General features: G+C 63.3%; 11 protein-coding genes. 5 read left to right on the forward strand and 6 right to left on the reverse strand.

The features are described from left to right. Positions 1–91 precede the first annotated feature (91 nt). The 5 genes from NDB2M4_RS18475 (at position 92) to NDB2M4_RS18495 (ending at position 4814) form a co-directional block, all read left to right on the forward strand. On the forward strand, positions 92–982 hold the full coding sequence (locus tag NDB2M4_RS18475; protein WP_072377705.1) for a YicC/YloC family endoribonuclease: 891 nt from the start codon (positions 92–94) through the stop codon (positions 980–982). 41 nt (positions 983–1023) lie between these two features. After that, the gene (gene gmk / locus NDB2M4_RS18480) at positions 1024–1665 is read left to right on the forward strand and encodes a guanylate kinase (protein WP_072377707.1); all 642 of its coding nucleotides are present in this window, start codon (positions 1024–1026) and stop codon (positions 1663–1665) included. Further along, on the forward strand, positions 1662–2840 hold the full coding sequence (locus NDB2M4_RS18485; RefSeq protein ID WP_072377709.1) for an alpha/beta fold hydrolase: 1179 nt from the start codon (positions 1662–1664) through the stop codon (positions 2838–2840). Before gmk ends, NDB2M4_RS18485 begins: the two co-directional genes overlap by 4 nt. A gap of 136 nt (positions 2841–2976) precedes the next feature. Continuing rightward, positions 2977–4188 (forward strand): alpha/beta fold hydrolase, encoded by a 1212-nt coding sequence (locus NDB2M4_RS18490; RefSeq protein WP_083556579.1) that lies wholly within the window; start codon positions 2977–2979, stop codon positions 4186–4188. Positions 4189–4259: 71 nt separating this feature from the next. Beyond that, the gene (locus NDB2M4_RS18495; protein WP_072377711.1) at positions 4260–4814 is read left to right on the forward strand and encodes a YqhA family protein; all 555 of its coding nucleotides are present in this window, start codon (positions 4260–4262) and stop codon (positions 4812–4814) included. Here the strand turns inward: NDB2M4_RS18495 and rsmA are convergent. From rsmA to lptF, 6 genes are all read right to left on the reverse strand, one after another. Further along, positions 4794–5687, reverse strand: coding sequence for a 16S rRNA (adenine(1518)-N(6)/adenine(1519)-N(6))-dimethyltransferase RsmA (gene rsmA / locus NDB2M4_RS18500; protein WP_072377713.1), 894 nt, complete (start codon positions 5685–5687; stop codon positions 4794–4796). The genes NDB2M4_RS18495 and rsmA overlap by 21 nt on opposite strands. Further along, entirely contained in the window at positions 5684–6724 is a 1041-nt protein-coding gene (gene pdxA, locus NDB2M4_RS18505) for a 4-hydroxythreonine-4-phosphate dehydrogenase PdxA (protein WP_072377715.1), read from the reverse strand. The genes rsmA and pdxA overlap by 4 nt, the downstream gene beginning before the upstream one ends. A gap of 1 nt (position 6725) precedes the next feature. Beyond that, complete coding sequence (locus tag NDB2M4_RS18510) at positions 6726–7781, reverse strand: SurA N-terminal domain-containing protein (RefSeq protein ID WP_171988142.1); 1056 nt, start codon at positions 7779–7781, stop codon at positions 6726–6728. Positions 7782–8119: 338 nt separating this feature from the next. Then, entirely contained in the window at positions 8120–10567 is a 2448-nt protein-coding gene (locus NDB2M4_RS18515; RefSeq protein WP_072377719.1) for an LPS-assembly protein LptD, read from the reverse strand. Positions 10568–10570: 3 nt separating this feature from the next. Next, positions 10571–11668 (reverse strand): LPS export ABC transporter permease LptG, encoded by a 1098-nt coding sequence (gene lptG / locus NDB2M4_RS18520; protein ID WP_072377721.1) that lies wholly within the window; start codon positions 11666–11668, stop codon positions 10571–10573. Between the two features lie 6 nt (positions 11669–11674). Next, a complete protein-coding gene (gene lptF, locus NDB2M4_RS18525; protein WP_072377723.1) occupies positions 11675–12889 on the reverse strand; it encodes an LPS export ABC transporter permease LptF in 1215 nt (404 codons plus the stop codon). Positions 12890–12969 lie beyond the last annotated feature (80 nt).

Genomic DNA, 12969 nt, shown 5'->3' on the forward strand with positions numbered 1-12969 from the left:
CTGCCGGCCCGCGCCTTGTTGCCCGCGCCGGCTGCGGCTAGATTTCGGAACGCGTTGGGCTTCCCGGCGCCCAGAGCCCAACGGAGCCGCAATGACGATAAGAAGCATGACGGGCTTTGCCCGCGCCGAGGGCTCGCTGGATAGCGCGAGCTGGCACTGGGAGATTCGCAGCGTCAATGGGCGCGGCCTCGATGTGCGCCTGCGCTTTCCGTCCGGCCTCGAATACGTGGAGCCTCGCGTACGCGAAGCCGTCGCCCGTCACGTAACGCGTGGCAGCGTCAACATCACGCTCGTTGTCGACCGGGCAGGGGCCGGCGCTGAGATCCGCCTCAACGAGACCGCGCTCGCGCAGGTGATGCAGGCGGCTGAACGTATCCGCAACCTGACCGACGCAGCTCCCCCGCGTGTCGATGGGCTCATCGCAATCAAGGGCGTTCTCGACATCATCGAGCCGCAGGACGACCCCGAGCAACAGGCTGCCCGCGCCGATGCGATGCTGGTCTCGCTTGAAAGCGGCCTTGCGGCGCTCGTCACCGCGCGCACTGCGGAAGGCAACAGGCTAGCATCGGTACTGGCCGGTCAGCTTGCCGAGATCGAGCGCCTCGTAGAGGTCGTCCGCACATCGCCCGCGCGCACGCCGCAAGCCATTGAGGAGCGTCTCAAGGAGCAGGTTCGCCGCATCCTCGACGCTGGCGCCGGCAGCTTCGATCCCGGCCGTTTGCATCAGGAAGCTGTGCTGCTGGCAACGCGCGCCGATGTCGCCGAAGAGCTGCAGCGTCTCGATTCCCACATTGGCGCCGCGCGCGAGTTGCTCGCCGATGACGGCGCCGTCGGCCGCAAGCTCGATTTCCTTGCTCAGGAGTTCAACCGCGAAGCCAATACGCTATGCTCAAAAGCGAGCGATATCGACATTACGCGTGCTGGCTTGGCATTGAAGCAGGTGATCGACCAGCTTCGTGAGCAAGTCCAGAACATCGAATAACCAACAAAGGGGCCGGCGCGCTCGGCGCGACGAGAATACTGATGGGAGACACGCCGACCATAAAGCGCCGCGGGCTGCTGCTCGTGCTGTCCTCTCCTTCGGGAGCGGGCAAGACGACCATCGCCCGCCGTCTCATTGACGCCGACCCCGATATTTCGATGTCGGTATCCGTCACGACACGCAAGCCACGCCCCGGCGAGGTGGACGGAAGAGACTACACGTTCATCGACGCCGACGCGTTCAAGCGCATGGCAGACGCAAACCAGCTCATCGAGTGGGCGCAGGTGTTCGACAACTTCTACGGCACGCCACGCGCCCCGGTCGAAGCTGCCGTCGAGCGTGGGCAAGATATCCTCTTCGACATCGATTGGCAGGGCGCTCAGCAGCTCTCGGAGAAAATGAAGCATGACGTCGTGCGTGTATTTATTTTGCCTCCGTCCGCTGACTCCCTCGAGCAGCGGCTACGCGCGCGCGCACAAGATCCCGACGACGTCGTTCGCCGCCGCATGGACGCGGCCGCCGATGAGCTCAGTCATTGGCCGGAGTACGACTACGTCATCGTCAACAGCGACTTGCCGACTTCCATGGAAGGGCTGACGGCCATTCTTGCGGCCGAGCGCCTTCGCCGCGATCGTCTCAACGGGCTAACTGCTTTCGTCAGGGAAATGCAGAGCCACCTATGACGCGTACCTTCGCAGCCCTTCTGTGCGCTGCAGTGATGGCGCTTCTCCCTGCCGGCCGCGCTTGGTCACGGGAGGATCCGGGGCTGGGGAACGTCAGCCAGCGCGAGATCGCCAACGCGAGCCTGGGTACAATTCTGCGCGTGTGGCCGCAACTCGGTGGCTCGACCGGCAACGCAAAGGCCTATCGCATTCTCTACCGCTCGACCGGCGTCAACGGTGAACCCATCGCCGTCTCCGGCGCGGTCTTCATTCCGCTGGCGCCGCCGCCGCACGGCAAGCGCGACATCATCGCCTGGGCGCACCCGACGACCGGCGTCGTCGATCGCTGTGCGCCCACCCTGCTGCCGGACCTTGCTGGCACCATCGCTGGGCTGGAGGAAATGCTGCGCCGGGGATACATCGTCGTTGCGACCGACTACGAGGGCCTCGGCACGGAGGGAATGCACCCCTATCTCGTCGGCGCCAGCGAAGCCCGGAGCGTGCTCGATTCCGTCCGCGCCGCGCGCCTGCTGCCGGATGCAAACGCCAGCAACCGCTTCGCGGTGTGGGGACACTCCCAGGGTGGCCACGCTGCGCTGTTCACCGGCGAGGAGGCCGCTGCTTACGCGCCGGAGCTGAAGCTTGTCGGCGTCGCCGCAGCGGCGCCAGCGACCTACCTTGTCGAACTATTCAAGGCTGACCGCGGTTCCATCTCGGGCAACAGCCTCACCGCCATGGCACTGTTGTCTTGGTCGACGATCTACAAAGTTCCGGCGCAGACAGCGCTTGCCTCGGGTGCCAAGCGCGCTTACGAGGCCGCCGCATCGAGTTGCATCCAGACCATCGACGAGATGCTGAAGCTGGAACAGTCCGCGCGCACCCTGCAGCGTCGTTTCCTCAAGATCGACCCAACCAAGAGCGAGCCCTGGCGCGCGATCATGCTTGCGAACTCTCCGGGACGGAAGCCTGCCGGGGCTCCCGTCTTCATTGCCCAGGGCACTGAGGATGAAACCGTGCATCCCCCGATTACGCGCCGGTTCGCCGACCACCTCTGCCGTAATGGCACGCCCGTATTCGTGAAATACCTCGTCGGCGTCGGCCACTCTTATGCGGGGTACGACGGAGCGAACGACGCCATCTCCTGGATGGCGGATCGGTTCAGGGGGCTGCCTGCACCGTCGCTCTGTAAGCGCTGACCCGGCGTTCACCGTGCTGTCATGCGCGAAGTGCTTCTGTCATTTACCGTTCTGGCAGTTTGCCCGGCGCTGAGCCTGAAAATAGGCAGCATACGCGGCGAGCTGTAGTGTCCCTTCTACAATCAGGGGTAATCCGGTGCAGTTTGGCATTTGCGTCCACCTCGATCCCCTGCTCGCGGTAGCGTTGGCACTCGCCTTTGCTTGGTTCTCGCCATTGGGGCTGAAGCCAGCCAGCGCGGCGCCTGAATTCACCAAGCTGGACATCTCTCAGGCTGAGCTGCGCAAGGCAAAGCCCGGGTATGTGTTCCACATTCATCCGCAGATCGGTGGCGCACCCGCCAACGCAAAGGCATTCCGCATCATCTACCGCTCGACCAACTTGAAGGGCGAGCCGATTGCGGTGTCTGGCACGGTCATCTACCCAGCGGGCCCAGCGCCCAAGGAAGGACGCAACGTCATTGCGTGGGCGCACTACACCACAGGCGTAGCCGGCCGTTGTGCTCCGACTCTGCTGCCCAATCTCTCTGGTACGATAGCCGGGTTAGAGGACATGCTGTCCCGCGGCTACGTCGTGGTCGCGACCGACTACGAAGGGCTCGGCGCGCCTGGTGTGCACGCCTACCTCGTCGGTGTCAGTGAGGCCCGCTCGGTCATCGATTCCGTGCGGGCCGCACGCAATCTCAACGGCACCCACGCCACCAACCGGTTCGCCGTCTGGGGACACTCGCAAGGCGGTCACGCCGCGCTGTTCACCGGCGAGATCGCCGCATCCTACGCGCCCGAGCTGAAGCTCGTGGCACTGGCGACGGCCGCCCCGGCCACCGACCTTGTTGAGCTGTTCAAAGCGCAGAAGGGATCGATCGCGGGCGACAGTCTCACCGCCATGGCCCTACTCTCCTGGTCGAGGACATACAACTTGCCGCTCGACAGCGTGCTCGACGAGGGGGCCGAGGCGCGCTTCGAAAAGGTCGCCGAGAGCTGCATCCAATCCATCTCGCAGATGCTCAAACTGTTGAAGCTGGCGCAGCCGCTGAAGAAGGCGTTCCTCAAAACGGATCCGGTGCAACAGCCGGCTTGGCGCGAGCTCATGCAGCAGAATTCGCCCGGCGCGTTGCCGATCAAGGTGCCGGTCTTTATCGCCCAGGGCACCGGCGACACGACCGTGAAGCCCGAGATCACGCAAAAATTCGCCAAGGCCCTGTGCGCGAGCGGCACGCCCGTCACGCTGCGCCTGATGAAGAACGCGTCACACAGCTACGCCGCCGAGAAGAGTGCATACGCTGCTGTCCTCTGGCTGACCGATCGCTTCAAGGGAAGGCCAGCACCCAACGACTGTGCGAACAAGTGAGCCGGTTGAGGACAATTCCGTAACGCCTCGCGTGCTAGGGGTGCAGTCCCGAAACTGCGCCGGACTCGACCATGCTGCGTACCGCGTTGTCTCTACGCCTCGTGTTGCTCTCAGCAGCCTTCGGGACGTTCGTCGGCGCCCTCATCATGTTCTGGCAGGGGTTGGCGCTGACGTTTGAAGCGGCCGAAGGCCTCTACCGGCACGCCGATCACAAGCTCATCACTGCTGCAGTCATGGGTGCCACAGACATCTTCCTGTTCGGCATCGTGCTCGTCATCTTCACCTACGCGATCGTCTTTGGCTTCGTCTTCAAGCTCGCGCGCCATGACCGCAAGAAGCTGCGCGCCTGGATGCGCCCCACCGGCATGCACGAATTGAAGACGACGCTGATCAGCGCCATCCTCGTCTACCTCGTTGTCGATTTCGCAACCGACTGGGCCGAACGCGGAAATGCCATGAGCTGGGAGATATTGGTGAAGCCCGCATCGATACTCATGCTGGCTGCAGCGCTGCGGCTGTTTGCCAACGAGCCCAACACCGACGACGACAGCGGCACCGAGGCAAGCCCGATGGGAGCACACGTCCCCGTGCCAACGCCACCGCCCTCACCGACGCCCCAGGCCTGAGCGCTCGAAGATGAGCGCCATCCGGGCGAAGTCCTTCACTGTGAGGTCCTCGGCGCGCAGATTGCCCGCGATACCTGCAGCTTCGAGCAGTTGTTCTGCCTCCGGAGTGAGCTGCTTCAGGCTCGCCCGCAGCATCTTGCGTCTTTGCCCGAACGCGGCGGCCGTCACCTGAGCCAGGACGCGCGGCGTGCATGGCGGGTTCGGCTCCTTGTGGGGGATGAACTCCACCACGGCCGATTCAACCTTGGGCGCCGGCGTGAAGGCTTCCCGCGGGACATTGAGCACGATGCGCGGCGCGCTGCGCCATTGCGACAGCACCGACAGCCGCCCGTAGGCCTTGCTATTCGGAGCAGCAACGATGCGCTCGGCCACCTCTTTTTGAAACATGAGCACCATACGATCGAACCACGGCGGCCATGGCTCGCTGTCGAGCCAGCCCGTCAGCAGCAGGGTCGCCACGCCATAGGGGAGGTTGGCGACGATGACTGCCTTACCGCGCGCAGCGCCGACCAGCTTCGGCCAGTCGGCCTCGAGCGCATCCCCGAAATGCACATCGAGCTGTCCGGGATAGCGCTGGGCAATCATATCGAGCGGGCCGCGCGCGCGCTCATCGCGCTCGACGGCAATCACGCGCTCGGCTCCCTCGAGCAGCAACGCTCGTGTCAGCCCGCCCGGGCCCGGTCCCACCTCGACGACCGTGCGCCCGGCGAGCGAGCCAGCCGCTCTCGCTATGCGCCGCGTCAGATTGAGGTCGAGAATGAAATTCTGCCCGAGGCTCTTTTTCGCCTCGAGCCCGAATGCGCGGATCACCTCGCGCAGCGGCGGTAACCCATCTGGGCTGGCGCCCGAGATCTCACGCTCGCCCGATGTCATGGCGAGGCCGCGCGCGCCGCTGCAATCTCTGCGGCAAGCTTCAGGGCTGCAATCAGGCTGGCTGGCGAAGCACGCCCCTCGGCGGCGATGTCGAACGCCGTGCCATGGTCGGGCGACGTCCGCACGAACGGCAGCCCCAGCGTGACGTTGACGCCTTCGTCGAACGCGAGTGTCTTCAGCGGAATGAGCGCCTGGTCGTGGTACATCGCAACAACGGCGTCATAGCCGCGACGCGCCGCGGCATGGAACAGCGTGTCGGCCGGATGTGGCCCGGTGACCGATAGCCCTTCCGCGCGCAGATCGGCGATAGCGGGAGCAATGGTTTCGATTTCCTCCCGGCCCATGGTGCCTTCCTCGCCCGCGTGTGGATTGAGCCCGGTGACGGCGATGCGCGGCGCGGCAATACCGAAATCCCGTTTCAGCGCAGCATAGGTGATGCGCACCGTCTCGAAGATCAGCGAGCGCGTGATGGCCTTTGGCACGCTCGCCAGAGCACAGTGCACGGTGAGCGGCACCACCCGCAGTCCGCCGCCCGCAAGCATCATCACCGAGCGGTAGCTTCGTCCGTAGTGGCGCTCGGCGAGCGCGGCGAGAAACTCGGTGTGACCAGGGAATGGGAAATCTTCAGAGAGGACCACGTGCTTGGCGATCGGGTTCGTGACGATTGCAGCGGCCTCTCCCTGCACCACCGCCGCCGTCGCCGCATCGATAGCGCCAATGATCGCCTCCCGATTGGCCACATCGCCAACGCCGGCACGCGACGGCACAGGAAGCGGTGTATGCAACACAGGCAGCGCCGAGCCGAACGAGTCGATCGCCTCGGCGGGCGAAGAGACCGCCCGGATGGGAACATTCAGGCTGAACCGCCGAGCGCGCTCAGCCAAAGTCTCTTTGTCGCCGAACAGCACGAATGGCGCGATGCCGTGATCCTGCCGCTGCAGCCAGGCGCGAAGAGTAATCTCTGGACCGATGCCCGCGGGATCACCCATGCTGACTGCGAGGGGGCGACGGGTTCGCGCGTGGCTCGCTGCGCTCATCTCAGCGGTACTCGATATGAGCGTCCGTACGCAGGTCCTTCAGATACTTCTTCGACATGATCTCGAACTCCTTCTGCCGGAGTTCATTCTGCGCTGTTTCGCGCTGCGCATCCGCAGCCTTGACGACCTTGCGGCCACATACGGCCCACAGCTCCACGCCGTTCTCGCCGATCGTCGCCGGCAGCAGCTCATCGTCGTGGGCAGCAAGCAGCAGGCTGCGGGTTGGCTCGGGCAGACTGCTCGGCCGGCGGTCGCCGAGGTTGTCGAAGCGGGCACCGGGAACGCCGCGCGCCATCTGCTCCATGCCTTTGCAGCCGGTAAAGCGGCCCCGCAGGTTCTCGGCATCGCTAAGGCGCTGGGCGAGGCGCTTCTGATCCGGCGTGGGCGGCAGATTGAGGAGCACGCGATGGATGCGCAACTCAACGTCGTCCTGCCCCTGCACCGAGGCCACCATCTTGTCGACGTCGCGGTTGGCAACAGAGATCTGATGACCGAACTTGCGGCGGATCACGTCCGTCCATGACAGCGAGGCGCGGATGCGCTCGCGCATCACAGTAATGTTCGCGCCCATCTTCGACAGATGCTCTGCGAACTGCGCCGTGTTCATTTTGTTGCGCTCGGCCATGCCCGCCAGGATGCGCTCGACTTCGTCGTCAGCCGCAACGACGCTCAGCTTCTTGGCCTCCTGAAGCTTCAAGCGCTCGTCGATCAACTCATCGAGGGCTTGCTTGCGCGCGGTCGGCACGAAGTCCTTTTCGATCTGCCGCCTGATGTTGGCAACGAACTCGCCCTGCAGCTGCTTCACGCGGGACTGCTGCTCTGCCTCCGACTTGGGAGGATTGGCCTGCAGCCGCTTGATGGCGAAGGCCTTGAACTCGTCGTTCATCTTCGGAGACTTGAGGCGGGCCTGCAGCTTCTGCTGCATCTCGGGAGCGCCGAGCATGGCGAGGGCTACGCGCTGCTCCACCTCATACCCGGTGATCGGCTCGTCGTTGACGAGAGCGACAATCGACTGGATCGGCCGGTCAGCCGTGGTGTCGGCCTTCGCAACGGCCACACGCTTGTTCTGTGCTGCGCTGGAGGCCGCGGTAAAGGGCACAGCCAGGAGCGCAGCAAGGGCGAGCGCGCCAGCCGTCCGCAGCGGCCGCGCACGGGGTGCGTCCGAATGGGAGTACGAGTGCCGTTTCAGTCTGATCGTGCAGGACATCTTATATTGCGGTCTTTCGCATCCTTGGGGCCCCGGCCGCAGCAGCCTGATGAGCGTGCGCCCGGCAATGTGACCTCTTATTGACGCAAACCTTGGCGCTCACGTGACGACCGGGCAATGCGCCGTCGGGTCGCCTCATCAACGTTAAGCCGCAGCCACCGCCCGCACGCGGGATCAAGCGGGCGCCGTTAGTTGGACGTGGCACCCGACTGCTGTTCGCTGAAGTTGAAGTCCAGCGCGCTGGTTGAATAGCCGAACTCTCCAAGGTGCTTCAGCTCGAAACGAAGCATGAGCGTCTGGCCGTCGGTCAGGTTCGGGTTGACATAGTAGTTGTCGGTATACGTGGCGGTGAGCACGAAGCACTCGTCGGCGTAGCGAAGCTGGAACATGTCTGAAGCCAGCTCGTCCGCGTCGATGTCATAGCGCATCGCAGCCGCGACGCTCCAGCGATCGGTGAGGCGCAGGCCCAAGCTGGCATAGATGTCTTCCTGGGCCGTATCGATACCGTTCGTCGGATCGGTGTTCAGGTAAGCGTAGACAGCATTCGCCGACAGGGGCCCGAAGTTGACCTGCCCACCCGTATCGAGGCGCGCGAGGGCAAAATTCGACTGGTCGAAGCGCGACTGGGCGATCAGATTGATGAAGCTCCACGGGGCGAAATAGGCGCCGAGCACGTAGTCCGAGCGATCGTTCTGCAGACCGCTGTAGGGCGTGAACACCGGGTTGCCGTTTACGTCGAGACCAGGGTCGGCGTAGGGGTTCGTACCCGCAAGATGATAGCTTTCGCCGGCCAGGATGCGCGCATAACCACCAGTGTTGGACTGGAAGGTATACTGCAGACCGACGTTGGCCCGTGTGCCCACCTCGATCCGGTCATAGCCGGAGAACTTCGTCATTTCGAACAGGTTTGTGTCGTCGAACACGAGGCTCTGCGCATCCTCGTTCGGCAAACCGTTCTGATCGATCGACGCCTGGCGAGCGATGATCTGGCCGATCGGTTCGATCACGTGCGATCCGCCGGAGGTATTGGCTACCCACGGATAAGCAACCGTGACGCCGCCAGCCGCAAGGCCGCGTGCAAGTGAGGTGCTGTCGAGCGGCGCAGAGATGTCGTACGGATCAACATAGTTGCTGATCTGATAGACGTCGCCGCGCAACTGCGCGAACGGCGTGTAGGTAATGCCGATCGGATCCGTCAGGCGACGACGCCAATTCAGCTCGGTCACCACGCGGTTCATCTGCTGGTTCGTGTCAGCAAACGGCGCAAAACTCGTGGCATCCTGATTGCTGGAGAGGGCCATCGCATTGGTCGTCCAAGACAGCTCGCCACCTAGGACCGGGTCAGCAAACACATAATTATAGTCCAGGATGGGATAGGCGTACTGCTTGGTCTCGCTCGTTCCCGCTGTGGTGTAACCCAGATCGGTGAACTCGTACGCCGCGAGCTGGAAGAAGTTGCGGTCCGACAAGCCGTTGAAGAAGATCTTGTTCACGCGATCGGTGAGCAGGATGTTGTCGAGCTTGTAGAAACGACGGAATTCGTCATCCGTTTCCGTCGTTACATCCCAGCCGAACTTCCACCAGCTCCCGAGGTTGAACAGGCCCTTGGTATCGAGGCTGCCGCGCCAACCGTCATACTGCTCGCGGTTTTCGATCGACGAGGGCAGGGTGGCGTAGTCCTGATCTATGCCTGAGCCCTTGATGTAATACTGGCCGTTCTCGGTACGGTGGCGCCACTCGCCCTGCCACAGCATGCCCTGTCGCGAGCTCACCATCGGGTAGAAGGTGAAGTCGTAGTTCGGCGCCAGCGCGAAATAGTAGGGAATGGTCGTCGCATAGCCGAGGTTGTCCGAGATTGACGGCTGCGGCATCAGGAAGCCCGACTTGCGCTTCACCGACGGGTCGGCGTGCTCGAAATAGGGCGTATAGAGGATCGGCACGCCGAACAGCTCGAAGCGCGCATCCTGATAGGTGATCGTCGCGGCCTGCTGATCGTGGATCACCGTTGCGGCGCTCAAGCACCACAGCGGCGGCATGCCATCGCTCGTTTTACAAGGCGTGAAGCGACCGTTCTTGAACACCGTGGTGTTGCCGGCGCGGCGCTCCGCGGATTCCGCAGCAATGCGCGTGTCGTCACTGGCGACCACGGAAAGCTGCGAGACGAAGCCGTCTCGGAAGTCGTCGGTGAGCGTGTAGCGATCCGCGCGAACGATGTTTCCGTTCGGCTCCTTCAGCACCACGTTGCCGACAGCCGTCAGCGTGTTGGCCGACTGGTCGTAAACCACTTGGTCAGCAGTGAGGATGTAGTTGTTGTAATAGATTTCGACGTTGCCGCGCGCGATCACCTTGTTGCCGCCGGTGTCGTACACGAGCTCGTCGCCCTGCAGGTACAGCGGCTGCGACTTGTCGATGTTCCGAGAGGGCCCGACAAGGCTCTGCTTCGGAAACGAGCTTTGTCGCTGGACACTCGGGGCCAGCGTTGAGGGGTCTTGAGCGTACGCGTCAGAGACCGGCGCTAGCGAGGCACTGAGCGCCACCGCGAGCACGGCCATACGCACCCAGCCAGCAGCCTTCCGGTGCCGGCAGGTGACGCGTGACGATCCGCAACCCTCATGCGGTGCCCGCGTTAAACGCATCACTCAGCCATCCTCCTGGTGTAACAGTACCGTAGCCGAGACCATCATCACGAGGACCACGGGCAACCAGATCGCCGCCCATGGGGACGTCAACCCAGCCACGCCGACTTGTCGGGAGACTTCTGAAAGTAGAAAGAAGCCAAACCCCCCCACCAGTCCTGTGATGACCATAGTCTGGATGCCTCCGCCGCGGAATGACCGCAACGACACAGTGGCCGCCAAAAGGACCATTGCTGCGCACAGAAGAGGCCTTGACACCAAAGTTTCATACTGGATGCGCAGGCGGCTTGCGGAAAGCTTGGCCTTTTCAGCCACTTCGATCAGGCCCGGCAGTTCCCAGAACGAAACAGAAAACACCGTTCCCAGCGCGTCGGACACGCGATCCGGTGTAAGGTATGTGGATACGAGGTAGGTATCGAATTTTTCAGGCTCTCGGCCGATGCGTACGACCCACGCTTCCTTGACCTCCCAATAGCCCTCGTGCAGGTCCGCGCGCTTGCCATCGACGCGCTCCACGAACCGCCCTTCGTTGTCGAAGATGAACACCGAGACGCCATGCAGGGTGAGGCCCCGGTTGGTGGCAATGGCGGCGTTGATCACCGATTGGCCGTCGGTGCCATTCTGCCGGAGCCATGAGGCGCCCGACTTCGAGCGAAGAAGGTTGGTCTCTTTGCCGAACGCTTCGGCATAGACACTCTCGGCCGCCGCCCGGCCAGCGGCCGCCAATGGGTTGAACACCATGGCCGTCAGCAGCCCGACCATGAACCCCACGATGATCCCCGGCCGCAGGAACTGCCAGACCGACATGCCGCCCGCCCGCATGACGGTCAGTTCGCTCTTGCGGCTGAGCTGCAGCAGGGCCGCGATCGACCCGACAAGCACCGCAAACGCGATGAGAAATTCCGCATAGGCCGGCAGACGTAGCAGCGCGATGAACGCCAGCGTCACCACCGAGACCTCGCCGTACTTACCGGATTGACGCAGCAACTCGACGAAATCGATCAGGAAGATCAAGACCGAGCACAGGAGGAAGACGGCAAAGATCGCCAGCAAGAAGCGCTTGCCGATGTAGAAGCCTAAAGTGCGCGGACCGAACAGCATGGCGGCTTACCTCCGCCCCGCCGCAGCGCCAGCGGCCGCTCGCCGTCCAGGTATCAAACTCAGCAGCTTGCCCGCGGCCTCGACAATCGGATCGAAGATGATGCCCGGGAACCGCGGGGTGGTGAGCTTCCGCCGCGCCCGCTCCATCACGAGCAGCGCCCCCAGCATGGCCCCCAGCGGAAGCGCATAGAGAAGAGGCGTTGCAGCGGCGTTCAGCACGACGACATTGTTTAGGGCCAGACCCCCGAGGCGCAAGGAAGCAGCCAGGATGAACGCCACGGCGACCTGCTGCCCGCGGTTCTGGCGCGTCGAATGGGCCTGTCCAACCGCCGCCAGAGCAATGAGAGCAAAGGCCAGCGGATAGAGAGGGTTGGAGAAGCGCTCATGCAACTCGCCGCGGAACTTGCCGGGAGCCTTGCGGAAGCTCGCGCTGGTCGCCTCGGGATAGAGAAGTTCGCTCAGGTAGCGCTCCCGCGGTTTCAGATCCTCCGTGTCGTCGTCGTCCATCTTCTTCTCGAACTGATCGAGGTCGACCGCGTACTGCTGGAAGGCGATGATCTGCGCGGGTTCGTCCTTGGGCGTTCGGCGGATGATGTGCCCGTTGCTCATCACAATGAAATTCGACGCGTCACGCTGAACGATGACGCTGCGCTCTGCGAGGTAGGACTGGTTGAGATCCTTGTTGCGGGTGTCGTGGACGATGAGGCCCAGCAATTCGCCGTTCTGTGACCGCTCGCGGATATGAAAGGTCAGACCTTCCTCCGGGCTGGAGAACGCCCCGGGCTGGATGACCTGGGTGAGAATGTTGGCGCGTACCTGAACGATGTACTCGCGCAGCATTTTCAAGCTCCACGGCATCGCCAGGTGATTGACGAATGCCACACCCAGCGCCACGAGAAAAGCCAATAGCAGCAAGGGCCTCGCGGCTTTCCAGACGGTAGCACCGGATGCTGTGAGCACGATCAGCTCGCTGTCGCCATTCAGCCGGCTCAGCGTATGAATCGCAGCAATCAGCAGCGAGAAGGGCGCGATGATCGCCATCAGGTTGGGCAGCGCCAGGGTCGTCATCTTGATGAGCATCCACACGTCCTGACCCTGGCTGGTCACGACGTTGAGCTGACGCAGGGCAAGCGCCACCCACACGATGCTCGACAGCGACAACAGGATGATGAGCAGCGCGGAACCGGCCTGCCGAAAGACGTACCTTTCGAAAATTCCCATGCCAGACCAAGTTGTGCTGGAAGGGGGGCTGCCACCCCGACGCCCCCGTGCCCGTCCCAATAGCGCTTCGTTCCATCCCA

This window comes from Hyphomicrobium sp. NDB2Meth4 (assembly GCF_900117445.1).
GTDB lineage: Bacteria > Pseudomonadota > Alphaproteobacteria > Rhizobiales > Hyphomicrobiaceae > Hyphomicrobium_A.

What these genes read in the sequence shown, in the direction of transcription:
- lptF (WP_072377723.1), bottom strand. Translation starts at nt 12,889, where the DNA reads ATGGGAATTTTCGAAAGGTACGTCTTTCGGCAGGCCGGTTCCGCGCTG.
- rsmA (WP_072377713.1), bottom strand. Translation starts at nt 5,687, where the DNA reads ATGACATCGGGCGAGCGTGAGATCTCGGGCGCCAGCCCAGATGGGTTA.
- NDB2M4_RS18515 (WP_072377719.1), bottom strand. Translation starts at nt 10,567, where the DNA reads ATGCGTTTAACGCGGGCACCGCATGAGGGTTGCGGATCGTCACGCGTC.
- lptG (WP_072377721.1), bottom strand. Translation starts at nt 11,668, where the DNA reads ATGCTGTTCGGTCCGCGCACTTTAGGCTTCTACATCGGCAAGCGCTTC.
- NDB2M4_RS18475 (WP_072377705.1), top strand. Translation starts at nt 92, where the DNA reads ATGACGATAAGAAGCATGACGGGCTTTGCCCGCGCCGAGGGCTCGCTG.
- gmk (WP_072377707.1), top strand. Translation starts at nt 1,024, where the DNA reads ATGGGAGACACGCCGACCATAAAGCGCCGCGGGCTGCTGCTCGTGCTG.
- pdxA (WP_072377715.1), bottom strand. Translation starts at nt 6,724, where the DNA reads ATGAGCGCAGCGAGCCACGCGCGAACCCGTCGCCCCCTCGCAGTCAGC.
- NDB2M4_RS18495 (WP_072377711.1), top strand. Translation starts at nt 4,260, where the DNA reads ATGCTGCGTACCGCGTTGTCTCTACGCCTCGTGTTGCTCTCAGCAGCC.
- NDB2M4_RS18485 (WP_072377709.1), top strand. Translation starts at nt 1,662, where the DNA reads ATGACGCGTACCTTCGCAGCCCTTCTGTGCGCTGCAGTGATGGCGCTT.